This is a genomic window from Nakamurella aerolata (genome assembly GCF_013002705.1).
GTDB classification, from domain to species: domain Bacteria; phylum Actinomycetota; class Actinomycetes; order Mycobacteriales; family Nakamurellaceae; genus Nakamurella; species Nakamurella aerolata.
Window position 1 is genome coordinate 74,851 of sequence record NZ_JABEND010000013.1, and the last position, 18,419, is coordinate 93,269.

The following is an 18,419-nucleotide window of genomic DNA, read 5'->3' on the forward strand; positions in this document are numbered from 1 at the left end:
AGAGCCTGCCGTGACTACTCTTTCCGACACCCTCGACCTGAGGTCGCACACCACAGCGTTGCCGCTGACCGGGCAACCGATCCTGGTGCTGGACCGAGCGGACACCCTGACGCTGGTGGAGGCCGGGCACCTCGACCTGTTCGCGGTGCCGGTGCGGGACGGCCGTCCGGCGGGGCGCTGGACGTTCCTGGCGCGGATCGGGGCCGGCGGTCTGATTCCCGGCGGGGTACCAGGTCCGTTGCATCAGCTGATCGCGCGGCCCAGCCTTGACGCCAGGCTGTCGACCATTGCCGCCGCCGACCTCGCCCGCATGGTTGGGCCCGAGATCGCCCACGTGGTGAGCGGCATCGACCGGGTGATCTCCGAGCTGGCCCACTCGTTGCGCGGCGGGCTGCCGCCCCGCGAGTTCGTTCCGGTGTCCCGCCCCACCGCGCAGCAACCACAACAAGCACAGCAAGCACAGCCGCCGCTGACGGTCGGTGCCGGCGAGGCCATCAGGTCCATCGACGGTGTGCTGTGGGTGGACATCGAGTCGGGGTGTGCCGAGATCGGGGATGCCGCCGGCGACACTGTCGAAGGCAGACAACGGGTTTGCCTGACCGAGCGGGACTGGCTCACCGCCACCGAACCGACCACCTTGACGGTGCAGTCGACCAGAGATCTCGCCGTCGGCGGCGAGCTGTGGCACGCCGTGGTGACGCACATGCTGCGCACCCTGCAGTTCATCGATATCAGGGTGTGCCGCAGGGATTCCGAGGAGCGGGCGGCGATGCGACGCCGGGCGGAGCTGGACGCGCAGGCCATGCCGTCCACCGCCACCCGGTTCGAATCGCTGCTGCGGGAAACCGAATCGGCCATCTCCACCACCAAGGTGAGCGGCTCCGACAGCGCCCTTGACGCCGCCAAGCAGGTCGCGGCCGAGCTGGGTTTCCAGGTGCGGCCGCCGGTCGCCGGTTCGGTGCTCGGGCGGCACCACGACGAGGTGTCAGCGATCGCGCTGGCCTCCGGGGTGCGGACCAGAACCATCCGGTTGGGAACGGGTTGGTGGCGTTCGGATGTCGGGCCGTTCGTCGCCTTCCGCAAACAGACAGGCGAGCCGGTCGCGGCGATCCGGGTGGGCGGCCGGTACGTGCTCAGGCAGGCGGGCGACAGCACCCCGGTCACCGCAAAGGTCGCCGGCGAGTTGGACAACCGCGGCACCGTGCTCTACCCGTCGCTCCCGCCGGAGGTGCGCGGCGTCAAAGGGTTGCTGCGGTTCGGCTTGTCCGGCAACAAGTCCGACTACTGGCGCTTCGGGCTGATGGCGACACTGGTCGCCGGGATCGGTCTGTTGACGCCGCTGATGACAGGGCAGGTGCTCGGCACGTTCGTGGCCAGGGCCGACCGCAGCCTGATCGTTCAGGGCTCGCTGCTGGTGATCGCGGCCGCGCTGGTGGTGGCGGTGCTGTCGGTGGTGCAGAACTTCGCGGTGCTGCGGATCGAGAGCCGGGCGTCGGAGAAGATGCAGGCCGGGGTGTGGAACCGGCTGCTGTCGTTGCCTGCGGCCTTCTTCGCCAGGTATTCGACCGGCTCGCTCGGCACCGCGGTGATGGGCGTCAACGCCGCCCAGGAGTTGTTGTCCGGCATGGTGATCACCGCGACGCTCGGGTTGATCACCGGGCTGGCCAACCTGGTGCTGGTGTTCTTCATCGACGTGAAGCTGGCGTTGGTGGGCGCCGGGTTGTTGCTGGTGGCGGTGGCCGCCGCCTGGGTCGCCACCAGGCTGGACATCCGGCGGCAGCAGGCCGCGTACCAGGCGGGGCGGCAGGTCGCGTCACGGGTGTTCCAGCTGCTCACCGCGGTGCCCAAGCTACGGGTCGCCGCCGCGGAGGACAGGGCGTTCGGGGTCTGGGCCGACGAGTTCGCCGCCGAGCGCAGTCTCACCACCGCGTCCCGCCGCATCGAGAACCGGATGGCGGTGTTCAACGCCGGCTTCCCGATCGTCTGCTCCATCGTGTTGTTCGCGGTGGTCGGCGGTTCGGTACCCGGATCGGTGTCGGTGACAACGTTTCTGGCCTTCCTGGCAGCGTTCACCATTCTGATGTCGGCGACGGTGCAGTTCACCACCGCGGCGATCACCGCCATCGCGGTGGTGCCGATGTTTCAGCAGCTGACTCCGATTCTGAGCACCGAGCCCGAGATCGACGCCGGCAAGGCCGATCCGGGTGAGCTGTCCGGGCGGGTCACCCTGTCGGAGGTCTCGTTCCGGTACGGGGACGGCCCTGCGGTGCTCGACCGGGTCAGCTTTTCGGTGGACGCCGGTGAGTTCGTCGCGGTTGTCGGCCCGTCCGGATCCGGGAAGTCAACCCTGCTGCGGCTGCTGCTGGGCTTCGAGCGGCCCGGATCCGGTGCGGTGCTGTACGACGGCCAGGACCTGGCCGATCTCGATGTCGGCGCGGTCCGCCGGCAGTGCGGCGTGGTGCTGCAGCACGGCGGGCTGTTCGCCGGCGACATCAAGAGCAACATCATCGGTTCCACCACCTACAGCGTCGAGGACGCTTGGGCGGCAGCGGAAATGAGCGGTATCGCCGCCGACATCAAGGCCATGCCGATGGGGATGAACACGGTGCTGAGCGAGGGCACCAGCGCCCTGTCCGGCGGGCAACGCCAGCGGTTGATGATCGCCAGGGCACTGATCGGGCGGCCCCGCATCGTCTACTTCGACGAGGCCACCAGCGCGCTGGACAACCCGACGCAGTTGACCGTCGCGGAGGCCACCCACCGGCTCAACGCCTCCAGAATCGTGGTGGCGCATCGGCTGACCACCATCATGGGCGCGGACCGCATCATCGTGCTGGACAAGGGAAAGATCGTCCAACAGGGCAGCTACGCCGAGCTGATGGCCGACGCCGACGGCCTGTTCGCGCAGTTGGCCCGGCGGCAGACCTCGTGATCGGCTGCGTTGTTGTCCGGCTGCCTTGTTTGATCGGCTGCTCTTGTCGCTCGGCTGGTGACGGCGTTGCCGGCCAGCAGTGCCGGCGCCCTGCTGTTCAGTAACGGCTGTTCAGTAACCGTTGTTCAGTAACGTCAGTAGCGGCGCCGGCGGACCAGCAGGAAGCCGCCGACCAGCAGCACCAGCCCGGCCAGCCCGTAGATGATGGCCAGCGTGGTGTTGGCCGGTTTGGAACTGGCGTTGAGCACCGCGAGCACCAGGCCGACCAGACCCGCGATGAACAGGAAGATCGCCACAAAGATCTTGACGTTCGGGTTGGTTGTCGGATGGGCGTTGGTGGTGGATCCGGCGCGTTGACTGGTTGACATGGTCTGCTCCTTCAGTTGAATCATTGGCGGGACAACACCTTTGGCGGAAGGGTTGGCGGTAGCACGATCAGCGGTTATCGGTTCGGCCGGCGTCCCACCGCGGTGAAGCCGAGCAGCATCACCCAGGCCTGCGGGTCGGCGGCGAATCGGCTCCAGGCCGCGGCTGCCTGCGCGAGTTCGGCGACGGTGAGTTCGCCGGTGGCGACCAGCGGTGCCAGTCGGTCGGGGCCGAGGTGCACCGCGAAGTCGGCGGTCGGACGATTGTCGTTGGTGGTGACATAGCTGTGCAACGCCACGTCGACGCAACCCGCCGCCGTGAGCAGTCTGGTCAATCGTCTTGCTACCAGCCGGTTTCCGCCGTCGCCCTGCTGTGCCCGCTGCAGCGCGCGGTACACCCCGGTGAGCTCCGGTTGGAACGGCTCGGCCACTCCCCACAGCGCTGCGTCCACGTCCGTCACCAGCAGCAGACCGCCGGGACGGAGCACCCTGACCGCCTCGGACAGTGCCGGGGCTGGGGCGTTCAGGTGCTGCACCACGAAGCGCAGCAGCACCGCGTCGGCGCTGGAGTCCGGCAGCGGCAATGCCGCCGCATCCGCCACCAGGGTGTGGTCGGCGCCGGCCCGCGGGTCGAGCAGCTCGGGGTCGATATCCACCGCGGTCAGCGTCAGGCCGGGGAAGTCCCTGCGCAGCAGCCGGGTCACCGCGCCGTTGCCGGCGCCCACCTCCACCAGCTCCCGGCACCGGTCGAGACCGAGCCGGCGTAGGAGCGAGAGTTCCTGCGGCCAGGACAGTTCCGCCTGCGCGGCCAATCGCCGGTGCTCCGCGGCCAGACCGCCGGGCACGGTGGCGGCGGCCCGGTACGAACCGGCGCGAGCCGGGGTGACCGTCGCGGAGGTCGTCACCGTCATTGCCTCACCGTCATTGTGTCGTCACCGTGCTGGGCCCGTCACCGGCGTTGCACCGTCATCGGCATGCCGCCGCGCGGCCGCAGCGTCACCAGCGCCTCCGGTTCCACCTCGGTGCCGGCGCGTAGCCGCAGCCGCAGCCTGGACACCAGGGTGGCCAACACCAGGGTGGCCTCAAGTAGGGCGAAATGCTGTCCGATACAGATCCTTTCGCCGCCACCGAACGGCAAGTAGGCGTGTGGTGTCAGCTGCGCCGGGTCCGCGAAGCGATCGGGGTCGAAGCGTTCGGGGTGCGGCCAGTACCGCGGATCGCGGTGCAGCACCCACTGGCTCACGCACACCAGATCACCGGCCTCCACCCGGTACCCGTCAAGGCGGTCGGGGCCGATCGCGCGGCGCGAGGTCAACCAGATCGGTGGATACAGTCGCAATGCTTCCCGGATGACTCTGCCGCACAGCGGGAGCCGGGCGAGATCGGCGGCGGTGGGCAGCCGCGGACCAGCAGCGGTGCCGAGGACACGGTCCACCTCGTTCTCCAGCCGCATGCGCCAGTCCGGGTGCCGGTCGAGCAGAAAAACCGACCAGGTCAACGATTTCGCCGTGGTTTCGTGGCCCGCCATGATCAGCGTCAGCACCTGGTCGAGCAGCTCCCGCTCGGTGAGCGTCGATTCTCCGGCCATCATCGCTGTCAGCAGATCCCCGCCCGCCGAGTCCGGCTGCGGGGTCTGCTCCGCGGTGGTGCGGCGGGCGGCGATCAGCGTTGTGGTGACCAGTTCCAGGAATCCCTTTGCCTGCTCGAAGGACAGTCGAGACGGGCCGGCCCCACCCGGATCGGTGACCGCATCGTGGCCGATGTAGCTGTTGACCGCGTCCACCGCGCGACCGAAGCCGTCACCGACGCCGTCCAGTCGCATCGACAGGATCGCTTCCACCACGATGCGTAACGTCAGCGACGTGAACTGGTGGTCCACCGCGACCTCGGTTTCCGGCGGCGCCAGTGCCAACCGGTCGGCCAGGGCCGCCGCCGCCTGGGTCATCAAGGTGTCGAATTGACGTACCCGATGCGGGCGGAAGGCCGGAGCGGCGGTCTGGCGTTGCTTCGACCATTCCGCGCCGGTGCTGGTGAGAAGTCCGTTGCCGAGCAAGGGACGAAGCATGTGGTCGTCGGGGGTGTCGAGCTTGGTGTAGTTGGCGCCGTTGCCGGTCAGCAGCTGCCTGGCCAGGTCCGGCCGGTGCACCACGATGACGGTGTCGGCATCGACCTGGTGGCTGGTGACATCGCCGTAGCGCCGGTGCAGATCGGTGACGAAGCCCAGTGGATCGGTACGCATCTGTGCGATGCTCAACCGACCCGGCCCCGGCGGCCGCGCGGCGCTGTGCCGGCCGCCGGACTCTTGCCCGAGCTGCTGGTCCGCAGAGCTGCGGGTCGGCGGTAGTGCCGCAGACCTACTGCGCCGCAATGGGTGCAGCCCGGCCGCGGCCGTCGACGGAGAGGTCATCGTCATCGGATCACCCGTTTTCGGTGCTGGTCTTCGTTGCTAGGTCGGTGGGGCTGTTGTTCTCGTGTGGTTGGACGTCTGCTGTGGTTCGACGTCTGCTGTGGTTCGACGTCTGCTGTGGTTCGACGTCTGCTGTGGTTCGACAGCAATTGTCGGCCGGGGCACGGACTTTGCACCATCGGTCGGCCTACCTCACTTGGGTCCGCGATCACGTAGGCCGACCAGCCGGATTGCGTAACGCCGGCCGCCTGACTCGGCTGACAGCTGCGCGAAAGTGACGGCCCGGCAAGCGATACCGGTAGGCATACCGACGAGGCAATAGCCGCGGGCGCAGGCCGTCACCGACATCGGTACGCAATCGACGGTGAAGTGTTGGCAGCCGGCGGTGGTCACCGCATCGTTGGTGGTGCCGGCGCTTTACCCCGATTGGTTTTACCTCGATTGGTTTTACCCCGATTGTCGAAAGCCCCATCACCACCTGGTTCACACCGGGTCTGCACCCTCGATCGCTAAGGAGATCGTCATGACTCTGAGCCCCAAGGAACGGGCCGAATTCGTCAACAACTACACCCGCGCACTGATCAGTGCGTGGTCGAGTGAGGAGTTCTCACAGCGGCTCGCCCAAGACCCGCGGGCCGCGCTGGCCGAGTCGGGCATCGAACTGCCGGCCAACTCCACCGTCGACATTGTCCGGGCCATCCCGGACGGCCCCCGCGAGGGCAGCGTCGACATTCAGGTCGAGCTGTACGAACGCGGCCTGGAGAACGGTCACTTCGAGTTCCGCATCCCCGAGGTGCCCCAGGTGGACACCGCCGAGCTGTCGGAAAGCGATCTGGAAGGTGTCGCCGCCGGCGACATCAACTGCTGCTGCTGCCCCTGCTGCTGCTGCACCTGATCCGGCTCCGGCACGTCGAGGGCGGGGCGGCACCGGTGACCCGCCGAGCCTCCCCGCCCTCGCCACGTCTGGACCCGGCACCAGGTGTCTGCCCCGCTCAGCAAGGGCCCTATTAGCTGCGCGCCGATGTTCCTGCCCCCAGCCCGCTCCGCTACCCGAGGACCGACCGACATGACTACCTTGACCGCAGCCGAACGCGCCGCGTTCGCCACCGCCTACACCAAGACCCTGATCAACGCCTGGTCCGACGAGGCCTTCGCCGACAGACTCCAGCAGCGACCCGCCGAGACCCTGACGGCCGCCGGGATCGCCGTGCCGGACGGCACAACCGTTGCGCTGCAACGGGTAGCCGCCGCCGAGCCCGTCGACGGTGAACCCACCGGAGTCCAGGCCCAGCTGGCTGCCTACGAACGGAGCGCCGCGACCGGGCACTTTGTGTTCTATCTGCCCGATGCCCCGCAGATCGACAGGGCCGAACTCGCCGAGAGTGAGCTCTCGTCGGTGGCTGCCGGCGGCATCTGGGACCCGTACTGCTGCTCCTGCTGCCCGAGTTGCTGCAGCGCCAGCGGCAGCGGCTGATCCCATCCATTCGGGTCCCATGCATTCACGTCCCATGCATTCACGTCCCATGCGTTCAGGCACGTCTCGGGAGGATCGCTCATGCCAACACCCGCAACACCGATGAGCGCCGGTGCCGGCACCGGGCCGGACGGCGACGACCCGGTGGTCGTCAGCGGCCTGCGCAAGTCCTACGGGCCCTTTCGCGCGGTGGATGACCTGGACCTACGGGTGCGGCGCGGCGAAGTACTGGCGTTGCTGGGCCCCAATGGTGCCGGGAAGACCACCACCGTCGAGATCCTGCAGGGCTTTCGCCGCCGCGACGGCGGGCGGGTGTCGGTGCTGGGCTGCGACCCGGCGCACGACCGTCGGGGATGGCGGGCCCGCATCGGTGTGGTACCGCAAAGTACCGGCGGCTACGACGATCTGACGGTCAGCGACGTGTTGCGGCACTTCACCGCGCTGTACCCGCGCCCGCTGCCGGTCGGGCGACTGCTCGAGATGGTGGGACTCGCGGCCAAGGCCAATGTCAGGGCCTCGACGCTGTCCGGTGGTCAGCAGCGCCGCCTTGACGTTGCGGTCGGGGTGGCCGGTGACCCTGAGCTGATCTTTCTCGACGAACCGACCACCGGCCTTGACCCGGCGGCGCGCCGGGAGGCGTGGGAGCTGGTCCGGTTCTTCGCCGGTCGCGGCGCCACCACCCTGCTGACCACGCACTACCTCGACGAGGCGCAGGCGCTGGCCGATCGAGCGGCCGTCATCGTCGGCGGGCGGGTGGTGGAATGTGGCCCGGTCGACCGCCTCGGAGCGGCGCACCGATCCGGCGCCACCATCAGCTTCCGGCTCAGCCGCGGTCAGTCAGCGAGCTCGGTACGCGCGCTTTTCCCGCAGCTGGCCGTCGACGGTGCCGGCCAGGTCAGCTGGGAGAGCACCGCCCCCACCGGCGATCTCGGCCGGCTGCTGGCCTGGGCCGAGCAGCACCGGTTGGGTGAGATCACCGACCTGCAGTTGCGTCGCCCCAGTCTTGAGGACAACTACCTGAGGATCGTCGCCGAGCACACCGGCCAGCCCCCGGCAGCCGACCTGGCTGGGGTGAGGGCATCATGACCAGCTCGACGCAGCCGCGGCTGCTCCCCGCCGACTTTTCGATGCGCGGGCGGAGTGCGGAGTCCGGCAGATCCGCTGCGACGCCGCCGGTTCGGCCACCGGGACTGCTGCGCACCACACTCGCGCGGTCGCGGGTCGAGCTGCTCGCCGTGTTCCGCAGCCGGCAGTCGCTGGTGTTCACCATGCTCTTCCCGGTGTTGATGCTGGTGATTCTCGGCTCCATCTTCAGCGGGACCGTGCAGGGCACGAACGTCGAGTTCCGGCAGGTGTTCATCGCCGGGGTGTTGGCCGCTGGGGTGATGAGCGTGGCGTTCTCCGGTCTGGCCATGAACATCGCCGTCGAACGCGACCGCGGCCTGATCCGCCGACTCGGTGTTTCACCGATGCCGCGAGCGGCCTATTTTCTCGGCAAACTGGTCAGGGTCGCCGTGACGACCTTGCTGGAAACCCTTGTGTTGCTTGCCATTGCCGTTCTCGCCTTCCACCTGCCGCTGCCGGCGGACGCCCAGCATTACCTCACCCTGGCGTGGGTCCTTCCGCTGGGAACGACGGCATGTGCCCTGCTGGCGGTGGCCTACAGCTCGCTGATCCCGCACGCCGGCGCCGCCGCCGCGATCGTCACCCCACCCTTCATCGCGCTGCAGTTCATTTCCGGAGTGTTCTTCCCCTTCGGCCAGCTGCCGTCGTGGATGCAGACCGTTGCCGCGTTCTTCCCGCTCAAGTGGCTGGCTCAGGGCTTTCGCTACGTGTTCCTGCCGGTCGGCTTTCAGCGGGTGGAGCCGGCCGGCAACTGGGAACTGGGGCACATCGCGCTGGTTCTCGGGATCTGGGCGGTGGCGATGTTGGTGGTCAGCCTGCTGACGTTCCGGTGGAAGTCGACGCGTGTGCACTGAGCCGCCGCCGCGCCTGCGGCCATCCCGGCCACCAGTACCGATCAAGATAGGAAGACGTCGATGATTACTCCGTACGGTTGGTTCCTGATCGGCTTTCTCGACGGGATTCCGCAGGGGGTGAGCCCGCTGCAGTTGGGCGGCCGGGCGCTGATCGCGGTTCGGGAGGCCGAACGGGTCAGGATCTTCGACGGGCGATGTCCGCACCGCGGGGCACATCTCGGCTACGGCGGGGTGCTCACCGACAACAACTGCGTGCTGTGTCCCTTTCACGGCAAGCACATTCAGCTCGGCGCACCGGACAAGCGACTCGGGATTGCCGAGCACCAGGTGGCGGTGGCCGGGGCCGCGGTGTTCGTCCGCATCGGTGACGGAGCGAGCGCCGACCGCGGGTTCAGCACGGTGCTCACCGAACTCAGCAGCGCCGCCATGGTGGTGTCTGCGGTGGAGCTGGAGGTGCGGGTGCCGTCGGGTTATGTGGTGGAGAATGCCTTTGACATCGACCACTTCCGGGCCGTGCACAAGGTGCCGCAGATCCGCGGCATGAACTGTGTCGCCGGTCCCGACGGCGAACTGACCATCCGCACCGAGTTCGTCACCGCCGATGCGCCGTGGCGAGCGGAGGCGGCTCGGCTGCAGGGCGCTGCCAGCCGAACGGCGGAGATCAAACGCAGCAACAGTTTTCTGGCAAGGGCGTACAGCCCGCACCTGGTGCTGACCGAGTTCGACGACGGAAACTCCTCGAGCATCATCGTCACCGGCGGCGTGCCGCTCGCCGACGGCCGGACGTTGGCCCGGGTGGCAGTCGCGGTGCCGGACGGGGACATCACCGCTCTGGCCGGGCTGGTGGCGGGCGCCCGGAAGGCGCTCGGGGAGGATCTGGTGGTGTGGGAGCACCTGGACACCGATGGTCCGGAGCGGCTGGATTCAAGGGACAACGCCGTCCTCGCCTTCCGATCGTTCTGCGGTGAGTTCGAGCTTGCCGCCGCGGCTATGGCCGGTGCCCGGTGGACCGACGGTGTGGCGTGATGAGCAGCGCCCAGGACGTGGACGTCACGTCGGGGAGCGCACCGTTGGCGGTGCGGCACGGTGGTGACCGCAGCGGACCCGCCCTGCTGTGGCTGCACGGGTACACCATGGATTCCTCACTGTGGCAACAGATCTGGCAGCTGATGCCGCGGTGGCATCACGTTGCTGTTGACCTTCCAGGACATGGCGACTCGGCGCCCATCCCTCCCGGCCTCAGCCTCGACGCACTGGCCGACACCGTTGCCGGCGTGGCCGCCGACCATCAGGCGCGGCACTGCGTCGCACTGTGCTTCGGCTCCTGCGTTGCGCTGCAGTGGGCCATCCGGCACCCGGAATCCGTCGACCAGTTGTCCATCGCCGCACCCACCCTCGGCGGGGTGTTGGCCGAGCCGGAGGCGGCGGCCAGGTACAAGCAACTGGCCATGTTGAAACGGTTCGCCGGCCCGGGTGAGCAGATGGCCGGGTTGTGGATGAGCAGTCCCCCCAACATCTTTCGCGGCGTCAGCCGCTATCCGGAGGCGGCCGAGCGAGTGCGGCAGGTACTGACCAGGCATCGCTGGGACGAGCTCGTCAGCGGCGCCATGGGGCGGCTCACCGGCAGTGTTCAGACACCGGAGATGCTGGGGGGCATCCGCACCCCGCTGCAGGTGATTGTCGGAACCGAAGATCTTGATTCCATGCTGGTCAACGCTGCCACCCTGCAGGCGGCCGTGGGAACGGCAACGGTGCACCGGCTTGACGGTGTCGGACACCTCCCGCCGATCGAGGTACCGACAACGGTGGCACCGCTGCTCGGCGCATTCTTCGGCTTCCCCGGCGACGCTGCAGCCGAGTGAGCGCGGGTCGGCTGTGCACCGCCGAGTCAGGACAGCCGAGTGAGCGGAGCGCTAGTGAGCGCGGCCGGCTGACCGCAACCGGCAGGCCGCGGCCGGTTGAGCCGAATGTCGCGCGAGGGCAAAAGATGCCGTCAGGCAACAGCTTCGGCCCGCCCGAAGATGATGCGGGTGTCGGCGTCGAAGTGCAGCCGGCGGGCGCCCCGCAGCAGCGACATCGCGTAGGCGGTGTTCCAGTACCCCACCCGGTCCGGTCGCGCGGTGGAACGCCCGGACACCACCGGTGCCGACGGGTCGTAGTCCCACTCGGGCAGCACGGCGAAGTCCCGCAGGATGTTCAGCGCCCTGCCGCTGACGGCGAACATGCCGGTGAGTGGCCGGGTGGAATTGCCTGCGCGCCACATGGTTCCACCGACCACGTCGAGTGAATGCAGGCCGGGCAGATCACCGATGCCGTCCGTCCCGGCGAGGTCGAAGGTGTCGACCAACAGCTGGGTCGCCTCCTTCAGAATCGCCCGGTGCCGCTCCGCGTCGTCCATCACCAGGTACATCTCTGCCTGGTAGTGGAGCTCTTCCAGCACGCTCTTGCGATCGCCGAGAATCGCGTCGATCGGCTGGTAGTCGATGGAGAACGGGTGCCGCAACGACTGTTCGTGATGGCGCTGCACGGCCGACAGTTCCGGACAGGAAGCCAGACCGACCTGATCGGTGTGATCCATCAGGGTGCTCACCATGTCGACGATCCGCACCCCGCTGATCGCCGAGAGGTACAGCAGGGTGCAGCGCATCGCCGCCTTGACCCACAGCGACGTCGCGGCGAACATTCGCATTCCGCGCACCCAGCCGTCGAAGCTCATCTGCGGGTGTCCGACCACCACGTCGGCGACCAGCGACGGGTCGGAGATGTCGCACGGCATGTGCCGCGCGGTCAGCGGGTGCAGTTTGCCGAAGGTGTCCGAGGCGTACTCGGTGTTGTTCAACAGCACCAGCGGATACACCACCGGGCAGCCGCCGGCCTGCAGCACCTCCTCGACCCCGTCGAGATGCACCGGCAGCGGTTCCCCCGGCAGACCCCAGATCAGATCCGTGTAGGTCGGGATTCCGCGCTCTCTGAACTCGACCTGAAGCTTTCGATACCGATCCAGTTTGATGTTCGAGCGGTGCGCGATGTCCAGGGTCTGCTGGTCGAACGACTGCGCCGACAAGGTGATCGCACCGGCCATCCGATGCCGGTGCAGCACGGTGGCGATCTCGACCACCTTGGAACTCGAGTTCTTCGCCCAGTTGGTCATGAACGTCAGTTGTTTGCCGTACTTCTGACACAGCCGGACGAACATCTCGGCGATCTGCAGGTCGCGGCCCAGGATGCCGAAGTTCGCGTCCGCCACGAACAGGCTGGTGCCGGGCCGGGCCAGCCGGACGATCCGGTCCAGCTCCGCCTCGATGCGCTCCAGCGAGAACTGCCTGACCTTGGACTTGGTGGCCCCACCCCAGAAGCAGAAGGCACAGGAATAGGGACATCCACGGTTGGTCTCGTAGATGATCAACCGGGTGTGCGCCAACGCCTCGTCCGAATACACGTCGGTGAGGATCGGCGAGGGCACGTCGTCCAGGTCGACGATGCGGCCGCCGTCCGGGGTGGTGGCCACCTGGCCGTCGACGTCCCGGTAGCTGATGCCGCCGATGTCGGCCAGCTCACCGTTGTCGAGCAGAGCGGCGTGCAGCACCTCGCGGAACCGCAGCTCGCCCTCGCCGTGCACCAACACATCCGTCCACGGTGCCTGTTCGAACAAGGCTTGCTGCTGATTGGTGACGTCGTTCCCGCCAAAGACGATGAGGCACCGGGGGAATCGCTCTTTCACCCTGCGGGCCAGCTCCACCGCCTGCGGCCGGTTCCAGAAGTACACGGTGAAGGCGACGACCGACGGATCGCGCATGCTCTGCAGGACCCGGCGGTAGCCGTCCTCCACCAGGGTGTCGGCGGTCGGTTCGATGTGCTTGTGCACGTCCAGCGCGGCATCGAGCGCCGGGTCGGTGCGGATCACCGCGTGCAGGTAGCCGAGGATGGCCGAGTAGTTGTGCTCTTCCAGCATGGTCATCTCGACCAGATGCACCTCGTGCCTGGTCCGCTCCGGCAGCGTGACGGCGGCCGTCCGCCTGGTCCAGGGTTGTCCCAGCTGCACTGCTGCCACCGCGGCGCCTCCTCGACTCGATACCTGCCCCGATTCAGCCAGCAGCGAGCCATCGCGCGGAAGTAGTCTCACCTCGGTTACGCAGTTGCCGGGCCGGGCGGTACGCAAGGTGACGTACCGCCGGTCGGTAGCCAGGCAGCCGTGCCGCCGCCGACCGACCCGAAAGCGCCGACGCCCGCCACCGTTCGGCTGTTCGCACCCTCCGGTTATCCACCGGCCGGGCCGCAGCCAGGCGCGGGGGTGGCTCGGGGTGGCGCGGCTGCGGGCCGCCGAGGTGAACGCACTGGCCACCATGGACGCGCTGCCGGACTGAGTCAGTTTTCCCGGCTCAGATGTTGCCGGCTCAGCTGCTCCTGGCTCAGATGTTGCCGGCCAGTTCTTCCTTGGGCGGGAAGACGCAGAACTCGTTGCCCTGGGGGTCGGCCATCACGGTCCAGTTGGCAGCCTCGTTCGGCCCGCGGAGCACCGTCGCGCCGCGCGACTGCAGCTCGTCCACCGCATTGTTGTTCAGCGCCAACACATCCCAGTGCCAGCGGTTCTTGACTTGCTTGGGGTCGGCGACCGGGACGAACTTGAACACCAGCTGATCCATGCCGGCCGCCCCCCGCAGATGACGCGGGCGACCGTCGTCCGCGTCGGTGAGCTCGCCGCCGATGACGCCCTGCCACCATGACGCCAGCTGCTCCGGCTCGGCGCTGTCCACCAGCAGCGCGAACACCTCGGCCGGCGCACCGCCGGTGCCCGTGCCGGCGCCAGCGCCGGCACTCGACGGGGGGAAGACGCAGAACTCGTTGCCGCCCGGATCGGCCATCACGGTGAACGATGCGTTCTTGTCCGGTTGATCGGCGACCACGGTGGCGCCCCGTTGCTGCAGCGCTGCGGTGTCGCCGTAAACGTCGACGTGCACCCGATTCTTGCCGGTTTTCGCCTCGAGGACCGGATTCACCCACCACTTGCGCAGCGGCACACCGTCCACCGCGAGGATCCCGTACGGGTTCTTGTCGTCGTAGCGGCCGCCGAGCGCCGAGGCCCAGAAGTGCGCGGTGGCAGGCGGATCCATCGCATCGATCACCAGATCTTTGATGGTCGTCAGGGAGGTTCCGGTCTGGTCCGGACTGGTCACGACGTTCTCCTGTCGATGGTGCGGCTGGCCGCGGCCCCCGGGGCACGGGGCCTGGTGGCGCTGCGCCGGGTGCTCGTCACTCATCCTGCAACGATTTGCCGCACCCGACATCTCGAGCCGTGCGCTGGGCGACAGCCGCACGCCTGGACATCACAGCTGAGATCGCACGTCACAGCCGAGTTTGTCAACAATTCCAGCTGTGATGCGCAAGCTCAGCTGTGATGTGGCATGTGGGCGTGGCGGCTGGGGGCGCGGCGGCTGGGTCTTCTGGCTGGGAACTTCCGGCTGGGAGCTGCCGGCTGTGATCAGTCGGCTGAGTGATCGGCCGTCCTGCCCGATCAGGAAACCGGGACGTCACCCTCGGTGCCGGCCTTGCCGACGGCGTGCCCACCGAACTCGTTGCGCAGCGCGGCGACCACCTTCATCGCCGGGGATTCCTCTTGCCGCGACGCGAATCGGGCGAACAGTGCTGCGGTGATCACCGGCAGTGGGATGGCCTTCTGGATGGCCGCCTCGATGGTCCAGCGGCCCTCGCCGGAATCCTGCGCATAGCCGCGGATCCCTTCCAGCCCAGGGTCTTTCTTAAGGGCGTCGACCAGCAGGTCAAGCAGCCACGAGCGGATGACGGTGCCCTCTTTCCAGGACGCGAACACCTGCTCGGGATCTTTGACGAAGTCCATCGCCTTGATCAGCTCGTAGCCCTCGCCGTAGGCCTGCATCATGCCGTACTCGATGCCGTTGTGAACCATCTTGACGAAGTGCCCGGCCCCGACGGAGCCGGCATGTACATAGCCGTACTCACCTTCCGGCTTCAGGGTGTCGAAGGCCGGCTTCACCATGGCAACGGCATCGTCGTCGCCGCCGCACATCAGCGCATAGCCCTCGGTGAGCCCCCACACCCCGCCGGAGACGCCGCAGTCGACGAACTTGATCCCGTTCTTTCCCAACATCTCCGCGTGAATCGGATCGTCGGTGTAGCGGGTATTGCCGCCGTCCACCACCAGGTCGCCCTCGGACAGCACCTCGGACAGATCCTTGATGGTTTCGGTGGTGGGCGCGCCGGACGGCACCATCACCCAGACCACCCGCGGCGCTTCCAGCTTGTCGACCAGCTCCTGCAGCGAGGCCACGTCACGAGGAGCGTCCGGGTTGCGGTCGTAGCCGACGACGTCGTGGCCGCCGCGGCGCAGCCGCTCGGCCATGTTGCCGCCCATCTTGCCCAGCCCGATGAGTCCGATCTGCATTGCTACTCCTGGTTCCGCCGTCGTCCCGGCGTGCTGTTCGATGGTCCGCTGTTGGGGATCCGGTTGGGGCATTCTGTTGGGATTGTTCTTGTTGATGATTCGGTGCCTGCTGGTCACGGGTGAGCCGGCTGCGACGCCCGCTCGTCGAGGCCGCCGCCGGTCACCCGAGTCTCGGGTTTGACTGTAGACACCACCGCTCGGCCCCGCGCAGCGGCTCAGGTGCACAGCGCAGCCACGCCGACGCGGCGGTCGGGCCGGCAGAGTCGGACGGGCGCTCCAGCCGGACGGGCGCTGCAGTGAGTTGAGCGCCGCAGCCGGGCGGGCGCTGGTGCGGGGTGTGTGCTCAGTCGTCGGGGGCTTTCGGCGCAGCGGACCCAGTGGGCACCGTTGGTTCAACACGCGCAGCAGGCGCCGTGCCCACGGTGGGCACCGCTGGTTGAGCAGGTTCGGTGGGCGCGATCGGGACGGCCTGGTCCGACCCGGCGGGAAACCCGGACACCTGCGGCCCCGAGGTCGGCGGTGTTGTGGTGGTGGCCGGCGGCAGCTGCGGTGGCGGCTGGGCGGCAACGATCAGGTCGACGGCGCTCTGTTGGGCGGCCACGGTGGGGAACTGCACCGGCCCGGCCCAGTGCAGCCCGTAGGTGCCGTCCGGCCGGCGGTTCTTGTCGTACGCGGTGGTGGCCTGCTTGGTGAGGTAGTCCGAGTACGGGCGGTCGGTGAGCGCCGCATTCAGTTCACCGAGGTTGCGCACATAGATGCCCTTGAAGCTGGGGCCGTCGATGTCGCAGCCGGTGGCCTCGCACGGCTCGGTGAGAATGCCGTCGGACTGGATGGCCTCGTTGCTGGTGGAGGCGTCGGCAAGCTCCCGGGCCCGCACCAGATACTGGTCGTCGCCGGTCGCCTTGTTCAGCGTCACCAGAGCACCCAGAATCACGCCCTGGTTGTAGGTCCAGGTGGTGCCGCCATTGTTGCGGCAGTTCTTCAGACCGTCGTTAACCATGTTGTCCGCGTTGATCATGCCGCTGCGCTCGAACCAGTTCCACACCTGCAGCGCCTGGTTTAGGTAGCGGGTGTCGCCCTCGATCCGGTTGTGCAGCTGGGCCGCCGCCTGGATGAACAGCTCGTTGGCTATGGCGTTCTTGTAGGTGCGGTCGGTGGTCCACCACAGCCCGCCGCCGCAGACGTCGTCGCGGTAACGCCACATGAAGTCGACGCCGCGCTGCGCGGTGGCGAGATACTGCCGGTTGCCGGTGATGTCGTAGGCCCGGATCCAGGTGAGGGCCCACCAGCCGGTGTCGTCGATCAGCTCGTTGATGAAGTTGCCGCGCAACGCGTTTCGCTTCTTGGCGTAGGTATTGCCGAGCACCCACAGGTAGCGCTGGTCGCCGGTGACGACCATGTACTCCGCCAGCGCACGGAGCGCGTTCGCCGAGTTCCACCAGCCGGTCGCCGGCCACACTCCGCTGCTCGGGTCGTACGAACGCATCAGCACGTCGACAGCGGGTTGGTCGGACGGCGCGTGGCCGCTGCATCCGGACAGCAGCATGCTCACCGACAGCGCGACCGCGCCGACGGCGCTGCGGGTTCGGCTGCGCCGTCGGCGCGGGCGCGTTGGCGTCCGCATGGCCTCACCCTTTCTCGCGCCTTCGCGCGTTCTCACGCTGCCGTGCCGTGACGATGTGCTGCTCCCGGCTTGACAGCAGCAGTCGGTGTCGCTGCGGTGCAGCGGGGCTGCGGGCACATCGGCGGTCTGCTGGAATGGGGCGCATGCGCGACAGCACCGTCCGGCCGACCGCGGTGCGCGCCCGCTCGGTGAGCAGCCGCCGACTGCTCTTCACGCTACTTCTCGCCGCCGCCGTGGTGTGCGGCGGCTGCGACACCATGTCCGGTCCCGACCAGACCACCGATCCGACCACGGCCACCACCCAGCCGTCCGGCACCGCTGTCCCCACCGGCGGCCCGTCCGAGAGCGGTGCTCCCACAACGGTGGGCACTAGTGAGAGCGGTGCTCCGACCAGTTACCCACCGGACGAGAGCCCGCGCTTCGTCGATTTCCGGCAGACCGCGCCGGGTAGCGCGCAGGGACGACGCATCGGGCTGATCAGCGCCGGCCGCACCGACCCGTATGCAGCTCAGGTGCTCACCTCGATCACCGAGCAGGCCGACATTGCGGGCGCCGAGCTGACCACCTGCGACGCCGGCCCCACCGGCGAACGGGCGTTGGCCTGCGGGCGCCGGCTGGCCAGCCAGAACCTGGACGGCGTTGTGGTGTTTCTGCCCGGTCTGACGGTGCCGGGGTTCTGCGCCCAACTACCGGCCGACACCACGCTGATCGCGGTGGACAGCACCGTCGGCTCCTGCCAGACCAGCCGGATCGGCGTCAACGACAGTTGGGCCGGGCTCACCACCGGCGTCGGGCTGGGCGACTATGCGCAGCAACAGTGGCAATGCCGGTACGACGCCGTCATCGTGCTGACCGACAGCACCCAGGGGCGACCGGCGGCCGCCAGAGCGTCCGGCATCCGGCAGGGGTTGGCCAGCAGTTGCCCGAATCCGCAGCCAAGCCCGCCGGAACCACCCGACACCGGAGCCGGGGGACCGTCGTCCGGAGCGGATTCAGTGCCGACGCCCGCCCCGGCGCCGGCATCCGGATCGGCAGCGCCGCCCACCTCCGGTCTCACCGCACCAGCAACCACTGCACCAGCAACCACAGAACCAGCAACTGAAGCGTCACGGGTTTGGTACCGGTCGTGTTGTGTGGGCCGGCTCTGGTTGGAGCACGGTCAGTAGTCGATCGTAGTGGGCTTGTTCGTACTCGGCGGGTGGCTGGTAGTGCAGCCGGCT

Annotated in this window: 15 protein-coding genes; 8 read left to right on the plus strand and 7 right to left on the minus strand. The window is 68.2% G+C overall.

Translation table 11 applies throughout. The features are described 5' to 3' along the window. Positions 1–10 precede the first annotated feature (10 nt). Positions 11–2,932, plus strand: a complete 2,922-nt coding sequence (locus HKD39_RS17390) for an NHLP bacteriocin export ABC transporter permease/ATPase subunit (RefSeq protein WP_171201137.1) — start codon at positions 11–13, stop codon at positions 2,930–2,932. Between the two features lie 134 nt (positions 2,933–3,066). Here the strand turns inward: HKD39_RS17390 and HKD39_RS17395 are convergent, their stop codons facing one another. The 3 genes from HKD39_RS17395 to HKD39_RS17405 all read right to left on the minus strand — a co-directional run bounded on the left by HKD39_RS17395 (position 3,067) and on the right by HKD39_RS17405 (position 5,536). Further along, complete coding sequence (locus HKD39_RS17395; RefSeq protein ID WP_171201138.1) at positions 3,067–3,300, minus strand: LPXTG cell wall anchor domain-containing protein; 234 nt, start codon at positions 3,298–3,300, stop codon at positions 3,067–3,069. A gap of 74 nt (positions 3,301–3,374) precedes the next feature. Then, the gene (locus tag HKD39_RS17400) at positions 3,375–4,208 is read right to left on the minus strand and encodes a class I SAM-dependent methyltransferase (RefSeq protein ID WP_171201139.1); all 834 of its coding nucleotides are present in this window, start codon (positions 4,206–4,208) and stop codon (positions 3,375–3,377) included. Positions 4,209–4,246: 38 nt separating this feature from the next. After that, positions 4,247–5,536: a cytochrome P450 gene (locus tag HKD39_RS17405; protein ID WP_171201140.1), complete on the minus strand. Its 1,290-nt coding sequence runs from the start codon at positions 5,534–5,536 to the stop codon at positions 4,247–4,249. A 691-nt stretch (positions 5,537–6,227) separates the two neighbouring features. Between HKD39_RS17405 and HKD39_RS17410 the strand changes: the two genes are divergently transcribed. From HKD39_RS17410 to HKD39_RS17435, 6 genes are all read left to right on the plus strand, one after another. After that, positions 6,228–6,599, plus strand: a complete 372-nt coding sequence (locus HKD39_RS17410) for a hypothetical protein (RefSeq protein ID WP_171201141.1) — start codon at positions 6,228–6,230, stop codon at positions 6,597–6,599. A 171-nt stretch (positions 6,600–6,770) separates the two neighbouring features. Next, the gene (locus tag HKD39_RS17415) at positions 6,771–7,178 is read left to right on the plus strand and encodes a hypothetical protein (protein WP_171201142.1); all 408 of its coding nucleotides are present in this window, start codon (positions 6,771–6,773) and stop codon (positions 7,176–7,178) included. 81 nt (positions 7,179–7,259) lie between these two features. Continuing rightward, positions 7,260–8,264 (plus strand): ABC transporter ATP-binding protein, encoded by a 1,005-nt coding sequence (locus HKD39_RS17420; protein ID WP_246233083.1) that lies wholly within the window; start codon positions 7,260–7,262, stop codon positions 8,262–8,264. Then, positions 8,261–9,157: an ABC transporter permease gene (locus HKD39_RS17425; RefSeq protein WP_171201143.1), complete on the plus strand. Its 897-nt coding sequence runs from the start codon at positions 8,261–8,263 to the stop codon at positions 9,155–9,157. Before HKD39_RS17420 ends, HKD39_RS17425 begins: the two co-directional genes overlap by 4 nt. A 60-nt stretch (positions 9,158–9,217) precedes the next feature. Continuing rightward, positions 9,218–10,183: a Rieske 2Fe-2S domain-containing protein gene (locus HKD39_RS17430; protein WP_171201144.1), complete on the plus strand. Its 966-nt coding sequence runs from the start codon at positions 9,218–9,220 to the stop codon at positions 10,181–10,183. Then, positions 10,183–11,019: an alpha/beta fold hydrolase gene (locus tag HKD39_RS17435; protein WP_171201145.1), complete on the plus strand. Its 837-nt coding sequence runs from the start codon at positions 10,183–10,185 to the stop codon at positions 11,017–11,019. Before HKD39_RS17430 ends, HKD39_RS17435 begins: the two co-directional genes overlap by 1 nt. 131 nt (positions 11,020–11,150) lie before the next feature. Here the strand turns inward: HKD39_RS17435 and HKD39_RS17440 are convergent, their stop codons facing one another. The 4 genes from HKD39_RS17440 to HKD39_RS17455 all read right to left on the minus strand — a co-directional run bounded on the left by HKD39_RS17440 (position 11,151) and on the right by HKD39_RS17455 (position 17,199). Continuing rightward, positions 11,151–13,208: a radical SAM protein gene (locus HKD39_RS17440; RefSeq protein ID WP_171201146.1), complete on the minus strand. Its 2,058-nt coding sequence runs from the start codon at positions 13,206–13,208 to the stop codon at positions 11,151–11,153. 358 nt (positions 13,209–13,566) lie between these two features. Next, positions 13,567–14,331 carry a VOC family protein gene (locus HKD39_RS17445; protein ID WP_171201147.1) on the minus strand — a complete coding sequence of 255 codons (765 nt, stop codon included), beginning with the start codon at positions 14,329–14,331 and terminating at the stop codon, positions 13,567–13,569. 338 nt (positions 14,332–14,669) lie between these two features. Further along, a complete protein-coding gene (gene gnd, locus HKD39_RS17450) occupies positions 14,670–15,575 on the minus strand; it encodes a phosphogluconate dehydrogenase (NAD(+)-dependent, decarboxylating) (protein WP_171201148.1) in 906 nt (301 codons plus the stop codon). A 343-nt stretch (positions 15,576–15,918) separates the two neighbouring features. Continuing rightward, positions 15,919–17,199: a glycoside hydrolase family 76 protein gene (locus HKD39_RS17455; RefSeq protein ID WP_171201149.1), complete on the minus strand. Its 1,281-nt coding sequence runs from the start codon at positions 17,197–17,199 to the stop codon at positions 15,919–15,921. Positions 17,200–17,342: 143 nt separating this feature from the next. On the opposite strand from HKD39_RS17455, the gene HKD39_RS17460 reads away from it, so the two are divergent. Then, entirely contained in the window at positions 17,343–18,365 is a 1,023-nt protein-coding gene (locus HKD39_RS17460; protein ID WP_171201150.1) for a type 1 periplasmic-binding domain-containing protein, read from the plus strand. The last annotated feature ends 54 nt before the right edge of the window (positions 18,366–18,419 follow it).